At 70.5% G+C, this 24,878-nt stretch carries 23 protein-coding genes; 16 read left to right on the top strand and 7 right to left on the bottom strand.

Translation table 11 applies throughout. The features are described 5' to 3' along the window. Positions 1-266 precede the first annotated feature (266 nt). From ABZ893_RS14685 to ABZ893_RS14675, 3 genes are all read left to right on the top strand, one after another. Positions 267-1,025 carry an SDR family NAD(P)-dependent oxidoreductase gene (locus tag ABZ893_RS14685; protein WP_361402255.1) on the top strand — a complete coding sequence of 253 codons (759 nt, stop codon included), beginning with the start codon at positions 267-269 and terminating at the stop codon, positions 1,023-1,025. Beyond that, the gene (locus ABZ893_RS14680) at positions 1,022-2,092 is read left to right on the top strand and encodes a low specificity L-threonine aldolase (protein ID WP_361402252.1); all 1,071 of its coding nucleotides are present in this window, start codon (positions 1,022-1,024) and stop codon (positions 2,090-2,092) included. Before ABZ893_RS14685 ends, ABZ893_RS14680 begins: the two co-directional genes overlap by 4 nt. Before the next feature lie 95 nt (positions 2,093-2,187). Beyond that, positions 2,188-2,781, top strand: coding sequence for a transglutaminase domain-containing protein (locus ABZ893_RS14675; RefSeq protein WP_361402250.1), 594 nt, complete (start codon positions 2,188-2,190; stop codon positions 2,779-2,781). An 89-nt stretch (positions 2,782-2,870) separates the two neighbouring features. Here ABZ893_RS14675 and ABZ893_RS14670 read toward each other — a convergent pair whose 3' ends face one another. Then, on the bottom strand, positions 2,871-3,599 hold the full coding sequence (locus ABZ893_RS14670; RefSeq protein WP_361402247.1) for a lysophospholipid acyltransferase family protein: 729 nt from the start codon (positions 3,597-3,599) through the stop codon (positions 2,871-2,873). A gap of 299 nt (positions 3,600-3,898) precedes the next feature. Between ABZ893_RS14670 and ABZ893_RS14665 the strand changes: the two genes are divergently transcribed. The 6 genes from ABZ893_RS14665 to ABZ893_RS14640 all read left to right on the top strand — a co-directional run bounded on the left by ABZ893_RS14665 (position 3,899) and on the right by ABZ893_RS14640 (position 10,232). Continuing rightward, positions 3,899-4,249: a thioredoxin family protein gene (locus ABZ893_RS14665; RefSeq protein WP_361402244.1), complete on the top strand. Its 351-nt coding sequence runs from the start codon at positions 3,899-3,901 to the stop codon at positions 4,247-4,249. A 211-nt stretch (positions 4,250-4,460) separates the two neighbouring features. Then, a complete protein-coding gene (locus ABZ893_RS14660; RefSeq protein WP_361402241.1) occupies positions 4,461-4,967 on the top strand; it encodes a flavin reductase family protein in 507 nt (168 codons plus the stop codon). Between the two features lie 193 nt (positions 4,968-5,160). Continuing rightward, the gene (locus tag ABZ893_RS14655) at positions 5,161-5,946 is read left to right on the top strand and encodes an electron transfer flavoprotein subunit beta/FixA family protein (RefSeq protein WP_361402238.1); all 786 of its coding nucleotides are present in this window, start codon (positions 5,161-5,163) and stop codon (positions 5,944-5,946) included. Positions 5,947-6,034: 88 nt separating this feature from the next. Then, positions 6,035-6,997 carry an electron transfer flavoprotein subunit alpha/FixB family protein gene (locus ABZ893_RS14650; RefSeq protein WP_361402235.1) on the top strand — a complete coding sequence of 321 codons (963 nt, stop codon included), beginning with the start codon at positions 6,035-6,037 and terminating at the stop codon, positions 6,995-6,997. A 169-nt stretch (positions 6,998-7,166) separates the two neighbouring features. After that, the gene (locus ABZ893_RS14645; RefSeq protein ID WP_361402232.1) at positions 7,167-8,456 is read left to right on the top strand and encodes an aldolase/citrate lyase family protein; all 1,290 of its coding nucleotides are present in this window, start codon (positions 7,167-7,169) and stop codon (positions 8,454-8,456) included. 126 nt (positions 8,457-8,582) lie between these two features. Further along, positions 8,583-10,232 carry a serine/threonine-protein kinase gene (locus ABZ893_RS14640; protein ID WP_361402229.1) on the top strand — a complete coding sequence of 550 codons (1,650 nt, stop codon included), beginning with the start codon at positions 8,583-8,585 and terminating at the stop codon, positions 10,230-10,232. Between the two features lie 42 nt (positions 10,233-10,274). On the opposite strand, the gene ABZ893_RS14635 is transcribed toward ABZ893_RS14640, so the two are convergent. After that, complete coding sequence (locus ABZ893_RS14635; protein ID WP_361402226.1) at positions 10,275-11,312, bottom strand: LacI family DNA-binding transcriptional regulator; 1,038 nt, start codon at positions 11,310-11,312, stop codon at positions 10,275-10,277. A gap of 172 nt (positions 11,313-11,484) precedes the next feature. Between ABZ893_RS14635 and ABZ893_RS14630 the strand changes: the two genes are divergently transcribed. After that, on the top strand, positions 11,485-12,432 hold the full coding sequence (locus tag ABZ893_RS14630) for an ROK family protein (RefSeq protein ID WP_361402223.1): 948 nt from the start codon (positions 11,485-11,487) through the stop codon (positions 12,430-12,432). Positions 12,433-12,499: 67 nt separating this feature from the next. On the opposite strand, the gene ABZ893_RS14625 is transcribed toward ABZ893_RS14630, so the two are convergent. Continuing rightward, positions 12,500-14,557, bottom strand: coding sequence for an NPCBM/NEW2 domain-containing protein (locus ABZ893_RS14625; protein WP_361402220.1), 2,058 nt, complete (start codon positions 14,555-14,557; stop codon positions 12,500-12,502). Positions 14,558-14,825: 268 nt separating this feature from the next. Here ABZ893_RS14625 and ABZ893_RS14620 point away from each other — a divergent pair, with 268 nt between their 5' ends. The 3 genes from ABZ893_RS14620 to ABZ893_RS14610 all read left to right on the top strand — a co-directional run bounded on the left by ABZ893_RS14620 (position 14,826) and on the right by ABZ893_RS14610 (position 18,033). Beyond that, positions 14,826-16,094, top strand: a complete 1,269-nt coding sequence (locus tag ABZ893_RS14620; protein WP_361402475.1) for an ABC transporter substrate-binding protein — start codon at positions 14,826-14,828, stop codon at positions 16,092-16,094. A gap of 68 nt (positions 16,095-16,162) precedes the next feature. Beyond that, the gene (locus ABZ893_RS14615) at positions 16,163-17,101 is read left to right on the top strand and encodes a sugar ABC transporter permease (protein WP_361402217.1); all 939 of its coding nucleotides are present in this window, start codon (positions 16,163-16,165) and stop codon (positions 17,099-17,101) included. Continuing rightward, the gene (locus tag ABZ893_RS14610) at positions 17,098-18,033 is read left to right on the top strand and encodes a carbohydrate ABC transporter permease (RefSeq protein WP_361402214.1); all 936 of its coding nucleotides are present in this window, start codon (positions 17,098-17,100) and stop codon (positions 18,031-18,033) included. The genes ABZ893_RS14615 and ABZ893_RS14610 overlap by 4 nt, the downstream gene beginning before the upstream one ends. Before the next feature lie 57 nt (positions 18,034-18,090). Here the strand turns inward: ABZ893_RS14610 and ABZ893_RS14605 are convergent, their stop codons facing one another. Beyond that, complete coding sequence (locus tag ABZ893_RS14605) at positions 18,091-18,321, bottom strand: hypothetical protein (RefSeq protein ID WP_361402211.1); 231 nt, start codon at positions 18,319-18,321, stop codon at positions 18,091-18,093. 148 nt (positions 18,322-18,469) lie between these two features. Between ABZ893_RS14605 and ABZ893_RS14600 the strand changes: the two genes are divergently transcribed. Beyond that, positions 18,470-19,525 carry an NUDIX domain-containing protein gene (locus tag ABZ893_RS14600; protein ID WP_361402208.1) on the top strand — a complete coding sequence of 352 codons (1,056 nt, stop codon included), beginning with the start codon at positions 18,470-18,472 and terminating at the stop codon, positions 19,523-19,525. Positions 19,526-19,539: 14 nt separating this feature from the next. Here the strand turns inward: ABZ893_RS14600 and ABZ893_RS14595 are convergent, their stop codons facing one another. Next, a complete protein-coding gene (locus ABZ893_RS14595; RefSeq protein WP_361402472.1) occupies positions 19,540-20,253 on the bottom strand; it encodes an MBL fold metallo-hydrolase in 714 nt (237 codons plus the stop codon). A gap of 130 nt (positions 20,254-20,383) precedes the next feature. Continuing rightward, a complete protein-coding gene (locus ABZ893_RS14590) occupies positions 20,384-21,742 on the bottom strand; it encodes a dipeptidase (RefSeq protein WP_361402205.1) in 1,359 nt (452 codons plus the stop codon). Positions 21,743-22,008: 266 nt separating this feature from the next. Here ABZ893_RS14590 and ABZ893_RS14585 point away from each other — a divergent pair, with 266 nt between their 5' ends. Continuing rightward, positions 22,009-23,271, top strand: a complete 1,263-nt coding sequence (locus tag ABZ893_RS14585; RefSeq protein ID WP_361402470.1) for a geranylgeranyl reductase family protein — start codon at positions 22,009-22,011, stop codon at positions 23,269-23,271. Positions 23,272-23,410: 139 nt separating this feature from the next. Here ABZ893_RS14585 and ABZ893_RS14580 read toward each other — a convergent pair whose 3' ends face one another. Next, positions 23,411-23,884, bottom strand: coding sequence for a nitroreductase family deazaflavin-dependent oxidoreductase (locus ABZ893_RS14580; RefSeq protein ID WP_361402202.1), 474 nt, complete (start codon positions 23,882-23,884; stop codon positions 23,411-23,413). A 267-nt stretch (positions 23,885-24,151) separates the two neighbouring features. On the opposite strand from ABZ893_RS14580, the gene ABZ893_RS14575 reads away from it, so the two are divergent. Continuing rightward, entirely contained in the window at positions 24,152-24,862 is a 711-nt protein-coding gene (locus ABZ893_RS14575) for a TetR/AcrR family transcriptional regulator (protein ID WP_361402200.1), read from the top strand. Positions 24,863-24,878: the final 16 nt, after the last annotated feature.

The raw sequence follows: 24,878 nt of genomic DNA, 5'->3' as shown, positions 1-24,878 counted from the left end.
GGTGGCGGGGGCTCCGGCGCGCTGGGCAGCGGGCGTGGATCAAGGGCATCCTGTCAGGAGAGGATCATCTCGTACGACGCGGTGCCCGCCCTTGATGATCATGCTCTGCCCCGCGAGAATATTTACGGCGATATCAATAATTCGACGGAGGATATTGTGAGAATGGCAGTGGGTGGGCGCATTACTTCCATCAAGTCCATCACGGGGATCACCACTGCGAGCGCCGTGCGGGCCGCCGCGTGAGCGCTCACGAGGAGGCGACGACCATGGCCGAAGGCAACGGGAACGGCAGGCTGAACGGAGCGGTCGTCGCGGTGACGGGAGCGGCCGGCCCCGCCGGACGCGCGACCCTGCTGCGGCTCGCCGAAGCGGGCGCGACCGTCGTCGGAGCGGACGCGAACGCCGCGCGTCTGGCCGAGGCCGTGGACGCGGCCCGTTACGCGCACGGCGGCGCCACCGTCGTCGGCGACACCGTGGACCTGCTCGACCTGGACGCGACCCGCGAATGGGCGACCCGTGTCGAGAAGGACTTCGGGCGCGTCGACGGCGTCGTCCACCTCGTCGGCGGCTGGCGCGGCAGCGCGTCCTTCGCGGAGACCGACCTCGCCGACTGGGACCTGCTGGAGAAGCTGCTGATCCGCACCGTCCAGCACACCACGCTCGCTTTCGAGGGCGCCCTTGAGCGCAGCGACCGCGGCCGCTTCCTGCTGATCAGCGCCTCGGGCGCGACCAAGCCGACCGCGGGCAACGCGGCGTACGCGGCCTCCAAGGCGGCGGCCGAGGCGTGGACGCTCGCCCTCGGTGACGCCTTCCGCAAGGCCGGGGGTGACGCGGGTCCGCAGCAGGCGGCTGCGATCCTGGTGGTGAAGGCGCTGGTGAACGACGCGATGCGCGCCGAGCGACCCAACGCGAAGTTCGCGGGCTTCACGGACGTCAAGGACCTGGCCGAGGCCATCGTCGGCGTCTGGGACCGGCCCGCAAAGGAATTGAACGGGACCCGTCTGTGGCTGACCGAGAAGCCGTGAACCCTCCGAAGACCGACGCCCGCAGGCATCACGACCCGGACGTCCGCGGCTTCGCGAGCGACAACTACGCGGGCGCCCACCCGGAGGTCCTCGCGGCACTCGCCCTCGCCAACGGCGGCCACCAGATCGCGTACGGCGAGGACGCGTACACGGAGAACCTGCAGCGGATCATCCGGGGACACTTCGGCGCCAGTGCCGAGGCGTTCCCGGTGTTCAACGGCACCGGTGCCAACGTCGTCGCGCTCCAGGCGGTCACCGACCGCTGGGGCGCGGTGATCTGCGCCGAGTCCGCGCACATCAACGTCGACGAGGGCGGGGCCCCCGAGCGCATGGGCGGCCTCAAGCTGCTCACCGTGCCGACCCCGGACGGCAAGCTCACCCCCGAACTCATCGACCGGCAGGCCTTCGGCTGGGACGACGAGCACCGGGCCATGCCGCAGGTCGTCTCGATCACGCAGAACACCGAACTGGGCACGCTCTACACGCCCGACGAGATCCGCGCGATCTGCGACCACGCCCACCAGCACGGCATGAAGGTGCACCTCGACGGCTCGCGCATAGCCAACGCGGCGGCGTCCCTCGACGTGCCGATGCGCACGTTCACGAACGCGGTCGGCGTCGACATCCTGTCGCTGGGCGGCACCAAGAACGGCGCCCTGTTCGGCGAGGCCGTCGTCGTCCTCAACCAGGACGCCGTCAGCCACATGAAGCATCTGCGCAAGATGTCGATGCAGCTCGCCTCCAAGATGCGTTTCGTGTCGGTGCAGTTGGAGGCCCTGCTCGCCAAGGACCTGTGGCTGCGCAATGCGCGGCACGCCAACGAGATGGCGCAGCGCCTCGCCGAAGGGGTCCGCGCCGTGCACGGCGTCGAGATCCTCTACCCGGTGCAGGCCAACGCCGTCTTCGCGCGGCTGCCGCACGACGTCAGCGAGCGTCTCCAGAAGCGGTACCGCTTCTACTTCTGGGACGAGGCGGCCGGCGACGTCCGCTGGATGTGCGCCTTCGACACCCGCGAGGAGGACGTCGACGGTTTCGTCGCCGCCCTCAAGGAGGAGATGGCCCGCTAGGCGCATCCGTTGGGGAGCCCCGATCTCTGCATAGATATGCGATCGACCGTAAAGTCATTGACTCGCGGTTGGTCGCGTTTCTATGCTCGGGGATCATGGAGCTCATCCAGAACACCCCTGACCTGTCTGCCTATTTGGTCGCTGACGAGGTCGTCGACCACGACCACCCGCTCGTACAGAAGACGGCCGCGCGCCTCGCCGCGCAGGCCTCCGACTCATACTCATACGCTCAAGCTGCCTACGAATTCGTGCGCGACACCATCCCGCACTCCGCCGACAGCGGGGACCTGCGCGTCACCTGGCGCGCCTCCGACGTCCTGGAGAAGGGCACAGGCATCTGCCACGCCAAGGCCCACGCGCTGGCCGCACTTCTGCGTGCCGAGGACATTCCCGCCGCGCTCTGCTACCAGCGGCTCACGCACGACGCGGGCACGGGACACGCGCTGCACGGCCTGGTAGCCGTCCGCTTCCACGGCGCCTGGCACCGCCAGGACTGCCGGGGCAACAAACCAGGAGCCGAGGCCGAGTTCTCCCTCGACGGGGAACGGCTGGCCTTCCCGGTGGACAGTGCGTCAGGTGAAGTGGACTACCCGCACCTCTTCGACGCGCCGCACCCGGCCGTACTGCGCGCCCTGCGCGAGGCCCCCGACCGGTCGTATCTATGGGAACACCTGCCCGACGCACTCTGAACGGCCGGGCGTGCGTGGGTGAAACAGCGCGGCGCCGGCGCCGCCCTCGGTGTCGAGAGCTACGCCGGCGCCGCGTCCGCAGGACCGATTCAGCCGGCCTCGGCGGCCTTCACCTCTGCCGCCGTGGGCGCGGTGCCACCGAGGTGCGCGGGCATCCACCACGTGTCGTCCGGACCCTTGGGGCGCACGGGGTACGCACGCTGCGCCGCCTCGAGCAGCTCCTGGACCCGCTCGCGAAGCCGCCGGGTGATGGCGCCGGCGTACTGGTCGCGCGGGGCCTCCATCGGCTCGCCCACGCGGATCGTGATCGGGATGTGCTGACGCTTGAAGTTCTTCGGGTGGCCCTTCGTCCACAGGCGCTGGGTGCCCCACAGCGCCATGGGGATGAGCGGAACCCCGGCCTCCTGGGCCAGGCGCGCGGCGCCCGACTTGAAGCTCTTCAGGGTGAAGGACTGGGAGATCGTCGCCTCGGGGAACACCCCGATGACCTCACCGGACCGCAGCGATTCGAGGGCGTGCGCGTACGCCTCCTCGCCCTGCTTCCGGTCCACCGGGATGTGCTTCATGTTGCGCATCAGCGGGCCGGAGATCTTGTGCCGGAACACCGACTCCTTCGCCATGAAGCGCACCAGGCGCTTCTGCGGCAGCGCTGCGAGACCGTCGAAGATGAAGTCCAGGTAGCTGATGTGGTTGCTGACCAGGACCGCGCCGCCGGTGCGCGGAATGTTCTCCGAGCCCTTGACGTCGATCTTCAGATCGAGCGCCTTGAACATCGTGCGGGCCGCGCCGATGGCCGGACGGTAGACGAGCTCTGCCATGGGAGGGGGATGACCCTTCATCTCTGCCTGGGGAGGGGTCTCCCGGCGGGAAGTTACGCAGCCGTAGGTTTAGTGGCCTGCGCAGATCGTGCCCCATGAACGGCCGGGTGACCAGTCCTGGTGCCGGCCGGCCGAGAGATCCTCGTCACTCCCGCACATTTCGCACAGGCCCGTTGATCAGCCACATCGCGTGCGACACCACCCTTTGATGTGGGGAATCGCCGGGCTCTCATGGACGCTGCACTGGACGACACGTGCGGTGCTGACAGGTACGGCGACGACAGGTGTGGCGGCGGCAGGTGCGGCTACGGCAGAGCGGGAGGACGAAGGTGCGGGACGGCGAAACGGTGCTCGGGGCGGCGCAGTTGGGCGAGGAGTTGGGGGAGCGGGCGACACTCGTACAGTTCTCCACCGTCTTCTGCGCCCCGTGCCGGGCCACCCGGCGCGTGCTCGACGAGGTGGCCGGCATGGTCCCCGGAGTCACCCACGTGGAGATCGACGCCGAGGACCGCCTCGACCTCGTACGGGACGTGGGCGTCCTCAAGACACCCACCGTCCTCGTCCTGGACGCGGCCGGGCGCATCGTGCGCCGGGCGGAGGGGCAGCCGCGCAAGGTGGACGTCATCGCGGCGCTTGGGGAGGCGGTCTGACGGGCGGTGACCGCTTCGTGACGCATCTCCCATATGGCGGGACGCCCTTGACTGCACCGGTCACCCGTCGTCAGCCTGGCCGTATGCCCTCGGAACTCCTTCTCTTCGCGCGGGTCCACGTGGACCTCGCCCGCTGCGCGAGCGCGCGTTGTCCCGGCCCCTGAGCAGCCACGGACACCGCCCGCACTCTCTTTGGCAGAAGGACAACTCCATGACGGCCACGTCAGATCTCCGCACCCTCACCGCCGCCTCGCCCGAACTGCTGCGCTCTGTCTTCCGGCGGCACGCGGCCGGAGTCGCCGTGATCACGGCCCGGGGCGCGGAGCCCGTCGGCTTCACCGCGACGTCCCTGACCTCCGTGTCGGCCGAACCCCCGGTCATCTCGTTCGGCATCGGAGTGGGCGGCTCCAGCTGGCCCGCCGTCTCCGAGGCCGACCACATAGGCGTCCACATACTCGGCGAGCACCAGCGGGACCTCGCGGCCACGTTCGCGAAGAGCGGCGCGGACCGCTTCGCGGAGCCCACCCGCTGGTACGACGGCCCCGAGGGTGTGCCCGTACTGGACGGTGTCCTGGCCTGGCTGGTGTGCCGGGTGATCGCGCGCGTGCCCGCGGGTGACCATCGCATCGTGCTCGCCGAGGCCGTCGTGGGGGACCACGCGGGGGCGGGTCGGCCGCTGGTGTATCACCAGGGCCGTTTCAGCGGTCTGCGCGACTAGTTCAACGGTCCGCGCGACTAGGATCACACGCAAAGCGCTTGCTCAGCGCGGGTGATCTGGATGTACTACTGACGAGTAATATTGCGTTCGGGGCGCGGGCCGCCCCGACCGGAACAGTCCGCTTCGGACACCTATGCTGCCCGCAGGACAGCAAGGCCGCCCAGTACCAGACGATTGCAGTAGGAGAGCCGGCGTGAGCTTGAGGATCGTTGTCACCGTGAAGTATGTGCCGGACGCGACGGGTGACCGGCATTTCGCCGATGACCTGACGTTGGACCGCGATGACGTGGACGGGCTGCTCTCCGAGCTGGACGAGTACGCGGTCGAGCAGGCGCTGCAGATCAAGGAAGCCGCGGACGACGCGGAGGTCACCGTGGTGACGGTGGGTCCCGAGGACGCGAAGGACGCGCTGCGCAAGGCACTGTCGATGGGCGCGGACAAGGCGATCCATGTCGAGGACGACGATCTGCACGGCACGGACATCATCGGCACGTCTCTGGTGTTGGCGAAGGCGATCGAGAAGGCCGGCTTCGACCTGGTCGTCTCCGGCATGGCGTCGACGGACGGCACGGCCGGTGTGGTTCCCGCGCTCCTCGCGGAGCGCCTGAACGTTCCTCAGGTCACCCTGCTGTCCGAGGTTGCGGTGGCGGATGGTGTGGTGACGGGTCGTCGGGACGGTGACACCGCATCCGAGCAGCTTCAGGCTTCGCTGCCGGCGGTGGTGTCGGTGACGGACCAGTCGGGTGAGGCCCGCTACCCCTCGTTCAAGGGGATCATGGCGGCGAAGAAGAAGCCGGTCGAGGCCTGGGACCTGTCCGACCTGGACCTGGAGGCCGAGCAGGTCGGCCTCGCGGGCGCGTGGACCGTGGTGGACGCGGCGGCGGAGCGCCCCGCGCGCACGGCGGGCACGATCGTCAAGGACGAGGGCGAGGGCGGCAAGCAGCTCGCCGAGTTCCTCGCGGGCCAGAAGTTCATCTAGCCCCTTCCCTCTGCTCGGGGTCGGCTGATCCCGGGCGGACATCCCACCTCGCCCCCTTCGTTCGTTCTTGCAGGAGAGAAGAAGTCTCATGGCTGAAGTTCTGGTCTACGTCGACCACGTGGACGGTGCCGTCCGCAAGCCCACCCTGGAACTGCTCACCCTGGCCCGCCGCCTCGGCGACCCGGTCGCCGTCGCCCTCGGCACCAACACCGCCGACACCGCCACCGTCCTCGCCGAGCACGGCGCGACCCGGGTCCTGACCCACGACGCCGCCGAGTACGCCGACTACCTCGTCGTCCCCAAGGTCGACGCCCTCCAGGCCGCCGTCGCCGCCGTCAACCCGGCCGCCGTCCTCGTCCCGTCCTCCGCGGAGGGCAAGGAGATCGCCGCCCGCCTCGCCGTCCGCATCGGCTCCGGCATCATCACCGACGCCACCGACCTCACCCAGGGCGACCAGGGCCCCATCGCGACGCAGTCCGCGTTCGCCGCCTCCTACACCACCACCAGCCGCGTCACCACCGGCACCCCCGTCATCACCGTCAAGCCCAACAGCGCCCCCGTCGAAACGGCCCCCGCCGCCGGCGCGGTCGAGGCCCTCGCCGTCACCTTCGGCGCGCAGGCCACCGGCACGAAGGTGACCGCGCGCACGCCGCGTGAGTCGACCGGGCGTCCCGAGCTGACCGAGGCCGCGATCGTGGTCTCCGGCGGACGCGGCGTGAACGGCGCCGAGAACTTCTCGATCATCGAGGCCCTCGCCGACTCCCTCGGCGCCGCCGTGGGTGCCTCCCGGGCCGCCGTCGACGCCGGCTGGTACCCCCACACCAACCAGGTCGGCCAGACCGGCAAGAGCGTGTCCCCGCAGCTCTACATCGCCAACGGCATCTCCGGCGCCATCCAGCACCGCGCCGGAATGCAGACCTCCAAGACCATCGTCGCCGTCAACAAGGACGCCGAGGCCCCCATCTTCGACCTCGTCGACTACGGCATCGTCGGCGACCTCTTCGACGTCGTCCCCCAACTCACCGAAGAGATCAACACCCGCAAGGGCTGATCTTCTCCGGGCCGCAACGGGGCCGCGCGGTGATCTTCACCGCGCGGCCCCGTTCGCGTACAGAGACCATTGACGCGGGTCGCGTGCGGGGATAACTTCACTATGCGGATTAGTGATTCCGTGAAGCGGAAACTCGCGAACGAATGTCGAGAGTGTGGAGGGTGCAGTAATGGGTCAGCAAGAGAAGGTGGCAACGAGCCTCGCCGGAGCGGTCAGCGAGGGCATCAGCGCCTCCCTCGCCTCGGTGGACGCGGAGCTGGAGCGCCGCTACCCCGGAGACCCCGGCACCCGGCAGCCCGTCCACACGGTGTACGTCCCGGCCGAGCAGTTCGACGCCGACACCATCCGTACCTGGGGTGACCAGGCCATCGCGATGCTCGACGAGCACGCCCCGGACGCCGCGTCCTTCGCCTCCGTGCTCGGCCTGAGCGACGACCTCGCGGAGCCCGTCTACACGCGCGTACGCGCCAAGCTGGAGCGCGAGCCCATCGAGGACCTGCGCATCGACTTCGAGGACGGCTACAAGGGCGCCGACGAGGACCAGGACGCCGCCCGCACCGCCCGTCTCGTCGCCGAGGCGTACAAGAACGGCACGGCGGCCCCGTACATGGGCATCCGGATGAAGTGCATGGAGGCGCCGGTCCGTGACCGGGGCATCCGTACGCTCGACATCTTCCTGTCCGGCCTCATGGAGGCCGGCGGTCTGCCCGACGGGCTCGTCCTCACGCTTCCCAAGGTGACGTACCCGGAGCAGGTAACCGCCATGGTCCGGCTCCTGGAGGCCTTCGAGAAGGCGCACGGCCTGGAGGCCGGCCGCCTCGGCTTCGAGATCCAGATCGAGACCAGCCAGTCGATCCTCGGCCCGAACGGCACCGCCGCCGTCGCCACCATGATCGAGGCCGCCGAGGGCCGCGCCACCGGGCTGCACTACGGCACCTTCGACTACAGCGCCTGCCTCGGCGTCAGCGCCGCCTACCAGGCCAGCGACCACCCGGCCGCCGACTACGCGAAGGCCGTCATGCAGGTCGCCGCGGCCGGCACCGGCGTCCGCGTGTCCGACGGTTCCACCAACGTCCTGCCCATCGGCCCGACCGCCAAGGTCCACGACGCGATGCGCCTGCACTTCGGCCTCACCCGCCGTGCGCTGGCCCGCGCCTACTACCAGGGCTGGGACATGCACCCGGGTCACATCCCGACCCGTTACGCCGCCGTCTTCGCGTTCTACCGCGAGGGCTTCGAGGCCGCCGCCAAGCGCCTCGCCGCCTACGCCAACCACGCGAGCGGTGACGTCATGGACGAGCCCGCGACCGCCAAGGCGCTCGCCGGGTACCTGCTGCGCGGCCTGGACTGCGGCGCCCTCGACGCGGGCGAGGTCACCCGCCTCACCGGCCTCACCCTGGCCCGCCTGCAGGGATTCGCCGGCCCGCGCCGCGGCGACCTGACCCCGCAGGACCGCTGACCGTCCCGGTCCGGTAACACACCTCTGGTCCCAACTCCGCTGCCCCGTAGTCTGTACGCCTGGATCAGGCGTCACAGGGACGGGGCAGCGGTGTCTTCGGGGGACTCTTCGAGCGAGAACGCGAGCGTGCCGGACGAGACCACGGAACGGCTCATCGCCGGGCGCTACCGGGTCCGGGGCCGGCTCGGCCGCGGTGGCATGGGCGTCGTGTGGCGGGCCGTCGACGAGGTGCTCGGCCGCGAGGTCGCCGTCAAGGAACTCCGCACCTACACGGACGCCGCCGGACCCGAACTCGCCGACCTCGGCCTGCGGATGCAGCGCGAGGCCCGCGCCGCCGCCCGCGTACGCCACCCCGGAGTCGTCGCCGTGCACGACGTCACCGAGATCGACGGCCGCCCCCTCATCGTCATGGAGCTGGTCGACGGCCCGTCCCTCGACGACGTCCTCCGCGAGCAGGGCCCGCTCGACCCGCGCGAGGTCGCCGCGATCGGTGCCAAGGTGATGGACGCCCTCTCCGCCGCGCACCGCGCCGGTGTCCTGCACCGGGACGTGAAGCCCGGCAACATCCTCCTCGACCGCTCGGGCCGCGTCGTCCTGACCGACTTCGGCATCGCGACGATGGACGACCCGGGCGACGGCTCGGCGACCCACATCACCCACAGCGGCGAACTCGTCGGCTCCCTCGACTATCTGGCCCCCGAACGCGCCCAGGGCCAGGACCCGGGCCCCGCCTCCGACGTATGGGCCCTCGGCGCGACGCTGTACGCGGCCGTCGAAGGCGCCGCTCCCTTCCGCCGTACGTCTACGTGGTCGACGCTCAACGCGATCGTCGTCGAACCGCTTCCGGAGCCGCGACGGGCGGGCGCCCTCGGCCCCGTACTCCAGCAGCTGATGCACAAGGACCCGCAGGCGCGGCCCGACGCCGGGCGGGCTCGGGAGCTTCTGGAAGAGGCCGCCGCGGCGGCCGACGACACGGCGACCACCGCGCTCAGGCCGGTGGCGCCGCGCCCGCGCGAGGCGACGGAGCGGAGCGTGCCGAGCGGGCCTCCGCCCGGGTTCGGGCCCCCGCCCCCGCCGTCGTCCTTGGACGTGACGCCTCCACCGGCGGCCGAGCCGCGCAAGCCCCGTCGTGCGCGCGTCCTGCTCGCGGTGGCGGCCGTGATCGCCGTACTCGGTGCGGCCGGGGCGACCGTGGCCGCGCTCGGCGGCGCGGACGGCAACAAGGCCGCGGCCGCCGCGTCGGCCGCGGCCACGACCTCGGGTACGCCGCAGCCGGACCGCAGCCGAGGTGCCCTGGGCGGCGCGGGGGAGCGCCCCAGCGGCCACCACAATTCGCAGGCGCCGGGCAAGACGTCAGCCCCGTCGGACCCGCAGCCGTCCGCCACCCGGCCCACGCAGTCCGACCCGACGACGACCGCACCCCGTCCGACCAAGGCCACCGCCACCCCCGGCGGCGGAGGCGGCGGTGGCGCGGCGAGCCCGACCCCGGCGGCCCCGGCCTGCCACTCCGCCGGCGCCGGCAAGTACGACTGCACGGTGTGGCGCATGGCCGACTCGTACGACGCCTCCGGCACCAAGGCGGGTGTCCTGAACGCGGGCACCAACTACTTCTACTGCCAGCAGAACCTCGGCCGCCGCGAGACCTACGGCCAGTGGACGAACGTGTGGTGGGCCAAGACGGACGACGACAGCGGCAACACGAACGTCTTTGTCAGCGACGTCTACATCAAGGGCGGCGACAACGACGCGCCGCTGCCGGGACTTCCGGTCTGCTGAACGGGGAGTGTGCCGGGCTTCCCGTCCGCCCGCCCCAACCCGTCAGTCCGCCGGCGGCAGTTCCCCCGACCCCCGAGTGATCAGCCGCGTAGGCAACTCGATGCGCTCCGGTACCACCGAGTCCCCGTCCAGCTGGCGGAACAGCCGTTCGGCGGCCGTGCGGCCCAGTTGGGCCGCGTCCTGCGCCACCACGGTGACCCCGGGGCGCAGCAGGTCGCCGAGTTCTATGTCGTCGAAGCCGACGAGCGCCACTTGGCGCTCCGTCTCCGACAGGACCCGCACGACCGTCACCGTCACCCGGTTGTTGCCCGCGAAGATCGCGGTGACCGGTTCCGGGCCCGTGAGCATCGCCTCCGCGGCCGTGCGCACCCGCTCCGGATCCGTCACGCCGAGGGACATCCACGCGTCCTCGACGGATATCGCGGCCTCCTCCATCGCGGCCCGGTAGCCACGCAGCCGCTCCGCCGCGGTGTGGATGCGCGGCTGGTCGCCGATGAAGCCGATACGGCGGTGGCCGTGCGCGATCAGATGCGCGACGCCGCCCCGCGCGCCCCCGAAGCTGTCGGACAGGACCGCGTCCGCGTCGATCTTCCCGGCGGGCCGGTCCACGAACACGGTCGCGACGCCCGCCGCGATCTCCGGCTCCAGATAGCGGTGGTCGTCACCGGCCGGAATCACCACGAGCCCGTCCACGCGCCGCGCGCACAGCGCGAGGACCAACTCCTGCTCGCGCTCGGGGTCTTCGGCACTCGACCCGTTGATGAGCAGCGCGCCGTGCGCGCGGGCGACCTCCTCGACGGCCCGGCTCAGCGGCCCGTAGAACGGGTCGGCGAGATCCTCGAGGACCAGCCCGATGCTCGCGGTCCTGCCCTTGCGCAGCACGCGCGCGCTGTCGTTGCGGCGGAAACCGAGCGCCTCGATGGCTTCCTGGACGCGCCGCTCGGTGTCCGGGGTGACCCCCGGCTCGCCGTTCACGACGCGGGACACCGTCTTCAGTCCCACCCCGGCGCGCGCCGCGACGTCCTTCATGGTCGGGCGGTTGCCGTAACGGCTGTCGGGGCGGCGGGCGGTGCGGTCCACGGTGGGCTGTCCTGTCCTGTCGTCGCTGCGGGATGGCGTCGAGCATAGGCCCTGGACAACGTTGTCAGAAGCGGAGAGACTGTCCCATCGCAATCGGCGACCTGCGCTTTCGGCCTACCCTTTCCGACCTGACCTTCCCCGACCTCCCCCCTCCCCAGGAGTTCTCACACCGATGCAGACCGACCTCGTCGCCGCGCTCGACATCGGCGGCACCAAGATCGCCGGAGCCCTGGTGGACGGCGACGGCCGCATCCTCCTGCGCGCACAGCGGCCCACTCCGGCGAAGGAGGACGGGACCACGGTGATGCGGGCCGTCGAGAGCGTGCTGGGCGAGCTGACGGCCGCCCCGCTGTGGGGAGGCGTACGGGCCGTCGGCATCGGCAGCGCCGGCCCGGTCGACGCCTCGACCGGCACGGTGAGCCCGGTCAACGTGCCGGGCTGGCGCGACTTCCCCCTCGTCGACCGCGTCCGCGCCGTCACCGGCGGCCTGCCGGTCGTACTCGTGGGGGACGGCGTCGCGATGACGGCCGCCGAGCACTGGCAGGGCGCGGCCCGGGGCCACGACAACGCGCTGTGCATGGTGGTCTCCACCGGCGTCGGCGGCGGCCTGGTCCTCGGCGGCACCCTGCACCCGGGACCCACCGGCAACGCGGGCCACATCGGACACATCAGCGTCGACCTGGACGGCGAACCGTGCCCGTGCGGCGCGCGCGGCTGCGTCGAGCGGATCGCGAGCGGGCCCAACATCGCGCGCCGCGCCCTGGACGGCGGATGGCGCCCCGGCGCGGACGGCGACGTGTCGGCGGCGGCGGTCGCGGCCGCCGCACGCGCAGGCGACAGGGTGGCCGTCGCTTCCTTCGAGCGCGCCGCCCAGGCGCTGGCCGCGGGCATCGCCGCGACGGCCACGCTCGTCGAGATCGACATCGCGGTGATCGGCGGCGGCGTGGCGAAGGCGGGAGACGCCCTCTTCGCCCCGCTGCGCCGCTCGTTGCGGGACTACGCGACGCTGTCGTTCGTCCAGCGGCTCACGGTGACCCCGGCCCTCATGGGTACGGATGCGGGCCTCGTCGGAGCGGCAGCGGCGGCGCTCACGCGCGACCGGGACGCGTTGCTGAGCTGAGGACGCCGTTTCCGCGAAGCGGGGACAGGACATCAAGTCCCGCCCCCGCTCAGCTGATTGGTCGCTGCTAACAGGACAGCGTCGCGTCCCCCCAGTCCGCGTGGTCGTAGTCCACTCCGTCGCCACCGTCGGTCACGACCAGCCGCACCGACTGCGCGCCGCTCACATCGGCCGACATCGCCTGCGCGGCATCGGCGTTGGTCAGGACACCGGTCGACGCCACCTTCTTCCCGTCGGCCCAGATCTCGAACGCCACGGTGCCCCTCGCCCCCGTCTCGTCGTCGACGCCCACATGTGCGGTGACGCTCGTGCACGCGCCGCCGGTGTAGAACTCGACCGCGGAGTTCGCGTGCACGCCGAGCCCCTTCGCGTAGACCACACCGCCGATGGTGATCGGGTGGCCGTCGCCCGCGGCGCTCTCGCCGTTGCTGGTGTTGCGTTCGACCGGGCCCCAGCCGTTGCTCGTGGACAGCCACGGCAGATCACCGAGCGACGACGTCCCGGCCGGTGGCGCGACGACGACGTGCGCGGTCAGGGGCAGCACGCTCTCGACGGCCGTCCCGGTGGGGGAGAGGTACGTGGCCTTGAGCGACAGGTCGTACGCACCGGTCTTGGTCCCGGCCGGAGCCGTCACCGTCCACGATGTCGAGAGCGCCTTGCCGGTCGGTACGGCGGCGGAGCCGGTCGGCGAGCTGGGCTCGACCGTCCATCCGGCGGGCCCGCTCAGCGCGACGGACACCTGGCGCGCGGGTGTGCGGCCGAGGTCGGTGACGGTCGTCGTGAGCGTGGCCGGCCTGCCCGCCTCGACGAACGGCGAGCCGCCCAGGCCGAGTTCGACGGCGGGCGGGTTCTGCGCCCACTTGTCGTCGGCGGAGACCCGTACGAGAACGGTCCCGTGCGCGGGCACGGTCGCCGAGATCGTCCCGGCCGTGTTGTAGCTCTTGTGCTGCCACAGGTCGCGCACGGTGTAGGCGTCGGCGTCCGGCAGGCCGACCGCGCCTGCCGTCGTGGCGATGCGCTGGGCGGTGCCCGACTCGTTGAAGAGCGCGACGACGCGACTGCCGTCCGCCATCTCCTTGTTCACGACCCAGCGCCCGCTCTCGGAGGAGAGTACGGAGCCCTGCATGCCCAGGGGGTCCTGGTCGACGGCGATGACCTCGCGGTTGCTGAGCATGTCGAGGGTCTCGGCGGAGGCCTTGCGCAGGTCGGTGCCGATGAGGAGGGGTGACGCCATGATCGACCACATCGAGAAGTGCGTGCGGTACTCGGTGGCGGTCATCCCGCCGTTGCCGACCTCCAGCATGTCGGGGTCGTTCCAGTGGCCGGGGCCCGCGTACGGGGCGAGCGGCAGGTTCTGCTTCATCAGCGACAGCATCGAGCCCCAGCTGTCGCTGATGTCACCGGTGGTGCGCCACAGATGTCCGACGTCGGAGGCCCACTCCCAGGGCTTGTTGGAGCCCCACTCACAGATGGAGTAGACGATGGGCCGACCGGTGGCCTTGAGGGCGTCGCGCATCGTGCGGTAGCGCTGCTTCGCGTCGACGCCCTGGTTGTTGCAGTTGTCGTACTTGAGGTAGTCGACGCCCCAGTCCGCGAACTGCTGGGCGTCGCTGTACTCGTGCCCGAGCCCGCCGGGGAACCCGACGGAGCTGCACGTCTTGGTGCCCGCGCTCGAATAGATGCCGAGCTTGAGGCCCTTGGAGTGGACGTAGTCGGCGACGGCCTTGATCCCGTGGGGGAAGCGGATCGGGTCCGGGACGAGTTTGCCGCCGAGGTCGCGGGTCGGCATGGCCCAGCAGTCGTCGAGGTTGACGTACTCGTAGCCGGCGGCCTTGAGCCCCTTGTCCACGAAGAGGTCGGCGATGCCCTTGACCATCGACTCGTTGAACTCGGCGCGGCAGTGGGTGGAGTTCCAGTTGTTGAAGCCCATGGGAGGGGTGAGGGCGAGACCGTCGGCGAGGGCGGGGGACGCCTGTGCTTTGGCCGTCTCGGGCCTTTCGGGGGGCGGTGGCGCGGCCTGCGCGGCCGGGGCCGTGACGCCTGCCGCGCACAGCAGCCCGGTGGCCAGCGCTCCGACGATTCTTCGGCGGGTGGTGCGTGAGGTGCGGGTGGGAAGGTGACGCATCGTTACGTTCCTCCGTACTCACGGACAGTGGAGTGAGGTTCGCGTTCGTGTCACTGGAGAGCGCTTACGTTAGGCCGTGTTCGACTCTGTTGGAAGAGATGAGGTAACGGTTGCCGGATGTCCCGTCAAAGCCCTTGACGAATAAGGGAGTTGAGAGTGTGATCCAACCCGCGCGTTCGGTTGTGTTGGGTTGCGGTCCTAGGAGAGGGACATGGCGCAGTCATCGATCTACGGTTCCGGCGAGCACCAGAGCGCGACGGGACATCGGATGTCCCGTCGGGGCCTTCTGCGGAGCGCGGCCTTCGGTACGGGGGCGCTCACGCTCCCCGCACTGCTCACGGCGTGCGGGAGCGGCCCTGGCGGCGACAAGAAGACGGTCACCGTCGGGTCCAACGCCTCGGACGAGGTGCCCAAGAAGGCCTTCGCGGCGGCCTTCGCGGCCTACGAGAAGAAGTCCGGGAAGAAAGTCGACGTCAACACCACGGAACACAACGAGTTCCAGACCAACATCACACGCTATCTCCAGGGCACCCCGGACGACGTCTTCATGTGGTTCGCCGGTTACCGAATGCAGTATTTCGCCGAGAAGGGGCTCCTGACGGACGTGGACGACGTCTGGAAGGGGTTCAAGGGTTTCTCTCCGGCGCTCAAGGACCAGTCGACGCACGACGGCAAGCAGTATTTCGTGCCGTACTACTACTATCCGTGGGCCGTGTTCCATCGGAAGAGCCTCTTCGACAAGCGCGGTTACGCGCAGCCGAAGAACTGGGACGACTTCATCGCCCTCGCGAAGACGATGCACAAGGACGGCACCCCGGTCGCGTTCAGCGACAAGGACGGCTGGCCCGCGATGGGCACCTTCGACTACATCAACATGCGCCTGAACGGATACGACTTCCACAAAGGCCTCATGGCGGGCACCGAGGCCTGGACCGACACCAAGGTCAAGAAGGTCTTCGACCTGTGGCGCGAACTCATGCCGTACTACCAGAAGGGCGCCCTCGGCCGGACCTGGGAGGAGGCCGCGCAGGGCCTGCAGAAACGCCAGACCGGCATGGCCGTCTTCGGTATGCCGCACCCGGGCCAGCAGTTCCCGGCGAACGAGCGCGAGGACATCGACTTCTTCGCCTTCCCGGAGATCGACCCGCAGTACGGACAGGACGCCGTCGAGGCACCCATCGACGGATTCCTGATCGCCAAGAAGTCCAGGAACCCCGAAGCGGCGAAGGAACTGCTCAAGTATCTCGGAACGCCCGGCGCCGAGGACGTCTATCTGGCGGGTGACCCGAACAACGTCGCGGTGAACGACGGCGCCGACACCTCCAAGTACAGCCCGCTGCAGAAGAAATCAGCCGAACTCGTCTCCGGGGCCAAGCAGATCTCGCAGTTCATGGACCGCGACACCCGGCCCGACTTCGCGCAGACCGTGATGATCAAGGCGCTCCAGGATTTCATCGGAAACCCGAAGGACGTCGACGGCCTCGTCAACCGGATCGAGCGGCAGAAGAAGGAAATCTTCTCGTCCGCCGTCAGTTGAGCGGGCGTCGGTTGAGTGGGCATCAGTTGGGTGGGCGGCGTCAATTGAGCACCGGGGGAACGCGTTCCGTGGCGACTGGCACCGCGCGGCGCGAAGGGCAGCGAGGGCGGGGGCGCGAAGGTCGGCGAGGGCGGCGGCGCTTCACCCGCCGGGACCTCGCCGTCCTCGCCCTGCTCCTGGGAATTCCCGTACTCCTCGACATCGTCATCGTCTGGGGCCCCACACTCGCCTCCATCGGCCTGTCCTTCACCTCCTGGGACGGCATCGGCGACGTGCACTGGGTCGGCGGCGACAACTACAAGAACCTCGTCGACAATTACCCGCCGTTCTGGCCGGCCGTGCGCCACAACCTCCTGTGGCTCGCCTTTCTCGGCCTGGTGGCCACGCCGTTCGGCCTCTTCCTCGCCGTCCTCATCGACCGAGGAGTGCGCTTCAGCCGCTTCTACCAGTCGACCCTCTATATGCCGGTCGTGCTCTCACTCGCCGTCGTCGGATTCATGGCGCAGCTCATCCTCGGCACCGACCAGGGCGTCATCAACACCTTTCTCGGCAACCACGAGAACCCGATCGACTGGCTGGGCGACTCCCGCATCAACATCTGGATGATGATGCTCGCCGCGAGCTGGCGGCACACCGGATACGTGATGATCCTCTATCTCGCCGGCCTGAAATCCGTCGACCCGACCCTGAAAGAAGCCGCGGCGATCGACGGCGCGAACGCACGGCAGACATTCCTGCGCGTCGTCTTCCCGACACTGCGCCCGGTCAACGTCGTCGTCGGCGTCATCACCGTCATCGAATCCCTGCGCGCCTTCGACATCGTCTATGCCGTGAACAAGGGCCGCAACGGCCTGGAAATGCTGTCCGTCCTCATCACGGACAACGTCATCGGCGAGGCCAGCCGTATCGGATTCGGCTCGGCCATCGCGGTCGTCCTGCTCGTGGTCTCCCTCGGATTCATCGTGACGTTCCTGGTCCAAGAGCTGCGAGGTGCGCGCGACCGATGACCGCCGACATCAGTACGACGACGCCGGCTACCCCGGACCGGACACCGGCCGACGACGACCGCCGCCGCCCCGAACTCCCGCGCCGACGAGGCCGTTTCGGGGTGCATCTCTTCCTGGCAGCGGTCTCACTGGCATTCCTGGCACCCCTCCTGCTCGCCGTCTACGCATCACTGCGGCCCTACGAGGAAACGGCGCAGCACGGCTACTTCTCGCTGCCCGAGCACCTGTCCTTCGACTACTACCGCAAGGCCTTCACCGAATCGGGAATGGGCCACTACTTCACGAACACGCTGATCATCGCGGTCCCGGCCGTACTGATCACGCTGTTTCTCGCCGCGTTCGTGGCATTCGCGGTCTCGCGCCTCAAGGTGCGCGGCGGAATCGTCCTCCTGATGCTCTTCACGGCGGGAAACCTCCTGCCGCCCCAGGTGATCGTCACCCCGCTGTACGTCCTCTTCCTGAAGATCCCACTGCCCTGGTGGATGTCGGACTCACTGACGCTGTACGACTCCTACTGGGCGCTGATCCTGGTCAACGTCGGATTCCAGATCGGTTTCTGCGTCTTCGTCCTGGCGAACTACATGCGGACGCTTCCCCAGGAGATCCTGGAGGCGGCGATCGTCGACGGCGCGGGCCTGTGGACCCAGTTCTGGCGTATCACACTGCCCCTGTGCAGACCCGCTCTCGCGGCACTCGGCACGCTCGAATTCACCTGGGTCTACAACGACTTCCTCTGGGCCCTGATCTTCATCTCGAAACCCGACAAACTCCCGATCACGTCATCCCTGAACAACCTCCGCGGCCAGTTCTTCACGGACTACAACCTGCTGGCCGCCGGCTCGGTCCTGGTGGCGCTCCCCACCATCCTCGTGTTCCTGCTCCTGCAGAGGCACTTCATCGCGGGACTCACGCTGGGGTCGAGCAAGGGGTAGGGCGCAGGCGTGGGGGTGGCTGCGCGGGGTGACGCGCGGAGACGGCTGCGCAGAGGGTCAGCCGTGCGGATGCGGCCCGCGGGCGGCCTGGCGGAGGGCCTTTTCGACGTCGTGGGGGTTCATGCCCTGTTCCTGCGCGTACGCGGTGACCGCGGCCTCGACCTCGGCCGCCGCCGCGAACCACGCCTCCCGCTGCGCCTGACGCTCCCCGTCGTCGAGATGCTCCAGGGTGCGGCCCTTGTCATCGGCGTCGTGCTGCATACGGATCAGGTCTTCGGGAAGGTCCACGGAGCGGATCCTAGGCGGCACTCGCGGCTCGTTCACGGACCTTGTCACGGCGCGCGAGGCGTACGCTGGGCGCGCCCCCATCAGGCCCTGGTTTTCTTTGCACGCTGTTGCGGGCAAGCCTCAGGGGGCCTACTGAGGAGGGGGAGCCGTGATCGTCTGGATCAACGGTGCGTTCGGTGCGGGGAAGACCACCACCGCACGGGAACTGATCGAGCTGATCCCGAACAGCACGCTCTTCGACCCCGAGGAGATCGCCGGGGAAGTGGCGCGGCTGCTGCCCGCGAAACATCTGGCCGAAGTGGCCGACATCCAGGACCTGCGGATCTGGCGCCGGCTCGTCGTCGACACCGCGGCCGCGCTGCTCGCCGAGGTCGGCGGCGTACTCGTCGTCCCCGGGACCCTGCTCAGGCAGGACTACCGCGACGAGATCTTCGGCGGCCTCGCCGCCCGCCGGATCCCCGTACGCCATGTGCTCCTCGCCCCGGCTGAAACGATCCTGCGGGAGCGGACGGCACAGCGGGAGGCGCCGGCTGCGACGGGCGCGGGAGGCGCGCCGGGCGCCGCGATACCCGGCCCCGGCCTCTCCTACGACCACATCGAGAGCTACCGCACGGCGCTGGCCACCTGGCTCACCGCCGACGCCCACCCCGTCGACACCAGCACGCTCACCCCGTACCAGGCCGCCGTCCGTATCGCCGAAGCCGTGCGGACCGGAGCCGTCGAGGCGTGCGACATAGTGCAGACGCCCGAGCCCACCGGCGAGACGGTCGCCGCCGGCGTGCTCCTCTTCGACGAGGAGGACCGTGTGCTGCTCGTCGACCCCACCTACAAGGCGGGCTGGGAGTTCCCCGGCGGTGTGGTGGAACCGGGCGAGGCGCCCGCGCGCGCGGGTGTGCGCGAGGTCGCCGAGGAGACCGGGATACAGCTCGCGGAGTTGCCGGGTCTGCTCGTCGTGGACTGGGAGGCACCCGTGGCCCCCGCGTTCGGCGGCCTGCGCCTCCTCTTCGACGGCGGACGCCTCGACGGAACCGAGGCGGAACGGGTCCTGCTGCCGGGACCGGAGCTACGCGGCTGGCGCTTCGTCACCGAACAGGAGGCCGCCGGAATGCTCCCGCCCGTGCGGTACGAACGCCTGCGCTGGGCACTCCGCGCCCGCGAACGCGGCGCCGCGCTGTATCTGGAGGCGGGAGTGCCGGTGGGCTGACGCCCCGAACGCGTTCATTGGTAGCGGGCGACCGCCGCGCTCAGAACCGCCGACGCCCCGCCGACCACAGGATCACCGTGCCCGAAGCACGCCACGTCGGACTCCAGCGAGGCCAGCGTGCGGAAGGAGTCGAGCGCCCGCTCGCCGTCGAGGTTGAACACGCCCAGCATGACCTGCCCGTCCACCGGGGACGCGGCGACGGCGTCGCCCGTGAACAGCACGCCGTGGTGCGGCAGATGGAAGGCGACACTGCCGTCCGTGTGACCGGGCGCCGCCACGACGCAGGCGCCCCCGCCGAAGCCGAGCACATCCCCGTCCGTCAACTCCCGTACTACATCCGGCAGTACGGGCTCCACCGGCCGCGGCGGAAGCCGCTTCTGAGCCTCCGCGTAGAACGGCCGCTCCCACTCCTCGATCACCGGGTCGGGCCCAGGACGTTCACCGCGTACGAAAGGCGCGTCGAGCCGGTGCGCGTACACCTCCGCCCCACTGAGGGCCGCGAACTCGCCCGCGCCGCCCGCGTGATCCTCGTGGAAGTGCGTGAGGACGACCCGGCGCACCTCACGCGGATGGCGGCCCAGCGCGCGCACCGCGCCGGCGAGCTCCTGCCCGGCCCCGGCGGTCCCCGCGTCCACCAGGGTCAACTCGTCCCCGTCGTCCCACAGATAGGCCTGCCCCACCGGAAAACGGAACAGGTGCAGACGCGGGACGACCTCGATCACATCGATGATGCCGTAGACACTCATGACCAGAACGTAGGCACCGGCCGCCGCCGTGGGCGTACGGTTACGCCCCGGGCGGAAGACTTCCGCCCGGGGCGAATGCGGCGCGCCGGCCCTTGATTTACAGGCGCCGGACTCAGATCGCCGCGTACTTCTGCAGGAACAGCGCCTCCGCCACCGACAGGCGCTCCAGCTCCTCCGGCGACACGCTCTCGTTCACCGCGTGGATCTGCGCCTCCGGCTCGCTCAGGCCGATCAGGAGGATCTCCGCCTCCGGGTACAGCGACGCGAGCGTGTTGCAGAGCGGGATCGAGCCGCCCTGGCCCGCGTACTGCATCTCCTGGCCGTCGTACGCGACGCTCATCGCCTCGGTCATCGCCGCGTACGCCGGGCTGGCCGTGTTCGCGCGGAAGGCCTGGCCCTGGCCGATGTGTTCGACCTGGACGCGGGCGCCCCACGGGGTGTGCGACTCGATGTGCGCGACGAGGAGCTTCGTCGCCTCCACCGCGTCCGTGCCCGGCGGCACCCGCAGGCTGACCAGGGCGCGCGCCCCGGCCTGCACCGACGGCGTCGCGCCGACCACCGGCGGGCAGTCGATGCCGAGGACGGTGACCGCCGGGCGCGCCCAGATGCGGTCCGCGACCGTGCCCGAACCGATCAGCTCGACACCGTCGATGACCTTAGCGTCCGCGCGGAACTGCTCCTCGTCGTACTGGAGACCGTCCCACTGAGCGTCGCCCGCGAGCCCGTCGACCGTCGTCGAACCGTCCTCCGCGCGCAGCGAGTCGAGGATCCGCACCAGCGCCGCGAGCGCGTCCGGGGCCGCGCCGCCGAACTGCCCCGAGTGCAGATTGCCGCCGAGCGTGTCCACCTGGACCCGCACCAGCGTCATGCCGCGCAGCGTCGACGTCGCGGTCGGCAGGCCGACCCGGAAGTTGCCCGCGTCACCGATGACGATCGTGTCGGCCTTCAGCAGCTCGGGGTGCTGCTCGGCGTACCGCTCCAGGCCGCCCGTGCCCTGCTCCTCGGAGCCCTCGGCGATCACCTTGACGCTCACCGGGACACCGCCGTTGGCCTTCAGCGCCCGCACCGCGAGGAGGTGCATCAGGACGCCGCCCTTGCAGTCGGCGGCCCCGCGCCCGTACCAGCGCCCGTCCTCACGCTCCGTCAGTTCGAAGGGCGGCGTGACCCACGCCGACTCGTCGAGCGGCGGCTGGACGTCGTAGTGCGCGTAGAGCAGGACGGTCGGCGCGCCCTCGGGGCCGGGCAGGAACCCGTACACCGACTGTGTCCCGTCCGGGGTGTCGAGCAGTGCGACGTCCTGGAAGCCCTCGGCGCGCAGCGCGTCGGCCACCCAGTTCGCGGCGCCCTCGCTCTCGCTCCTCGGGAACTGGTCGAAGTCCGCCACCGACTTGAACGCCACCAGTTCGGCGAGCTCGGTCCGGGCCCCGGGCATGAGCGAGGCGACGGTCTCGGCGATCGGATTCGGCGACATGGGCACGCTCCTCGTAGGTGCGACGTGTGGGTTACGTGTGTTGCTACGTGTCTTGATACGTGTGTGCGCGTGGTGTACGTGGTGTGTTGTACGTACGCGGCTGCCGATCCTCCCACAAGGGGCGCGGAGGGCACCGCCGTAGGATGCCCCGGGAAAGGTGCGGCAGGCGGCGTGATCGGGAGCGGTAGACCATCGTGAGCAGCGAGAACTCGGCGGGCGGCAACGGAGCGGGCGAGCAGGCGGCGGACGCCGCCGACGGCGCGCGGGTGTGGGACGTCGTCGTGGTGGGCGCGGGCCCCGCGGGCGCCTCGGCCGCCTATGCCGCGGCCGTCACGGGACGCAGCGTCCTCCTCGTGGAGAAGGCCGAACTGCCCCGGTACAAGACGTGCGGCGGCGGCATCATCGGACCGTCGCGCGACGCGCTGCCCCCGGGCTTCGAACTGCCCCTGCGGGACCGCATCGGCGCGGTGACGTTCTCCCTCGACGGGAAGTTCACCCGCACCCGGCGCGCCCGGCACACCCTCTTCGGGCTCGTGAACCGCGCCGACTTCGACCAGCGGCTCGTCGAGCACGCCCAGAAGGCGGGCGCCGAACTGCGTACCGGCACCTCCGTCTCGCGCGTGGAGCAGCACGGCGCGGCCGTGCCGGACCGGCGCACCGTCGCCGTGATCCTCCAGGACGGCGAAACGATCCTCGCGCGCGCCGTCGTCGGAGCGGACGGCAGCGCCAGCCGCATAGGGGCACATGTCGGCGTGAAGCTCGACCAGGTCGACCTGGGCCTTGAAGCCGAGATCCCGGTGCCCGAGACCGTCGCCGAGGACTGGAAGGGCCGCGTCCACCTCGACTGGGGCCCGATGCCCGGCAGTTACGGCTGGGTCTTCCCCAAGGGGGACACCCTGACGGTCGGCGTGATCTCCGCGCGGGGCGAGGGCGCCGCCACCAAGCGGTATCTGGAGGACTTCATCGCCCGGCTCGGCCTCGCCGGCTTCGAGCCGTCGATCTCCTCCGGCCATCTCACGCGCTGCCGCGCCGACGACTCGCCGCTGTCGCGCGGCCGGGTCCTCGTGTGCGGTGACGCGGCGGGACTGCTCGAACCGTGGACCCGCGAGGGCATCTCGTTCGCGCTGCGGTCCGGCCGGCTCGCGGGGGAGTGGGCGGTACGGGTGTGCGAGGCGCACGACGCGGTGGACGCGCGCCGGCAAGCGCTGAACTACGCGTTCGCGGTCAAGGCCGGGCTCGGCGTCGAGATGAGCGTGGGCCGCCGGATGCTGAACGTCTTCGAGCGCAGGCCCGGCATGATGCACGCGGCGGTCACCGGGTTCCGGCCCGCGTGGCGGGCGTTCGCCCGGATCACGCAGGGCGTGACGACGCTGGCCGAGATCGTCCGGACGCATCCCCTCGCGGGGCGGATGCTGAGCCGGATGGAGGGGACGGGCGGGACGGGCGGGGACGGGGCGCCGGAGGCGGAGACGGCGGCGGGGTCTGGGTCTGCGGCTGGGTCGGGGTCGACCGGGTCGACGGAGTCATAGGGCGAGCGGTGGTGGCGCGTCCTGGTGGGCGGCGTGCCACCTGGGCGGCGGGCCGGCGTGGCGCCGAGGCGGCCGGCCGGCGTGGCGCCTGGGCAGTGGTCAGGTGTGCCACGGAGGCGGCGGGCAGGCGTGGTGCGGGCTACTTGTCGACCGTGATCCGGAAAACCGGGTGGTCGGGCGCCGCCGCGATCAGCTCGTCCTCGGTCGACGTGGCGGTGACGCCCTTGAAGTACCCGTTGACCTCCCAGCCCCACCTCTCCAGGTAGCTCCGCAGGATCGCCGGCTTCTCGCTGTCGGGCACCTCGGTCGCGGTGAACATACGGACCTTGCGCCCGACCCGCAGCTCACCGGCCTGCGCGACGCGCATGTTCCGCACCCACTGCGATTGCCCGCGCGCCGAGACGATGTACTGCGCGCCCTCGTACGTGTGCGGGTTGACCGGGATGCGCTGCATCTGGCCGCTCTTGCGACCGCGTACGGAGAGCTCGGCGGAACCCTTCAGGCTGACGCCGTGCCGCGCGAGCCAGCCGATCACGCCGTTGAGCCGCACCTGGAGCGGGCTGCTCTTGAGGTAGTAGGGGGTGGGGGAGGCGGGGGTGCTGTTCGTGGTCATGGGGTGCTCCCAGGTATGTGGTGTGGACCGGCCGGAGCCGGTTCCGAGAGCGGTGCTCTCGCTTGAGACCAGTGTGCGCCGGATCGGTGATCCAAAGCAAGAGCAGTGCTCTCTTTTTTGTGCGCCGCTCTCGGGAGTGTGCGGTGCTCCCTAACATGTGCGCCGCTCCAAAGAGCGTGCACCGCTCCGGAACGTATGCACCGCTCCGGAACGTATGCACCGCTCCGGAACGTGTGCACCGCTCCCCGCACATGGCACACTGCCCGCATGAGCACCGCACGAGGAGCCCGGGCCAGGGCGCGCGAAGAAGTCACCGCCGCCATCAAGGACGAAGCCCGCAGACAGCTCGCCGCCGAGGGCGCCGCCAAGCTGTCCCTGCGCGCGGTCGCCCGCGAGCTCGGCATGGTCTCCTCCGCGCTCTACCGCTACTTCCCCAGCCGCGACGACCTGCTGACGGCCCTGATCATCGACGCCTACGACTCCATCGGCGAAGCCGCCGAGCAGGCGGACGAGGCCCTGCGCGGCAAGGGCGGCCGGATCACGCCCGCGCGCCGCTGGGTAACCGTCAGCGAGGCCGTACGCGCCTGGGCCCTCGCCCAACCCCACGAGTACGCGCTGATCTACGGCTCGCCCGTGCCCGGCTACACCGCACCGATGACGACCGTTCCGGCCGCGGCACGCGTCGGGCTGCTGCTCATCGGCATCGCCCGGGACGCGTACCAGGGCCTCGGTGTCGCGGAGCCGCCGCTGTCCGCCGAGCTGCGTCCCGAGGCCGAGCGGCTCGCCGCGGACCTGGCGCCCGACCTGCCGCCGGCGGTGGTGGCCGCACTCGTCGCCGCCTGGGCGCAGCTGTTCGGGCTGATCGGCTTCGAGCTGTTCGGCCAGTTCAACCGGGTCGTCGAGGACCGCGCCGCCTTCTTCAGGCACGCGGCCACCCAGCTCGCCCACGGCGTGGGCCTGACCCTGCCCGGCGCCTGACACCAAGCGCTCCCCA

Source organism: Streptomyces sp. NPDC046821 (genome assembly GCF_040645335.1).
Lineage (GTDB): Bacteria > Actinomycetota > Actinomycetes > Streptomycetales > Streptomycetaceae > Streptomyces.
Note: the sequence above shows the minus strand (reverse complement) of the source record. Positions and strands in the feature narration are given on the sequence as shown.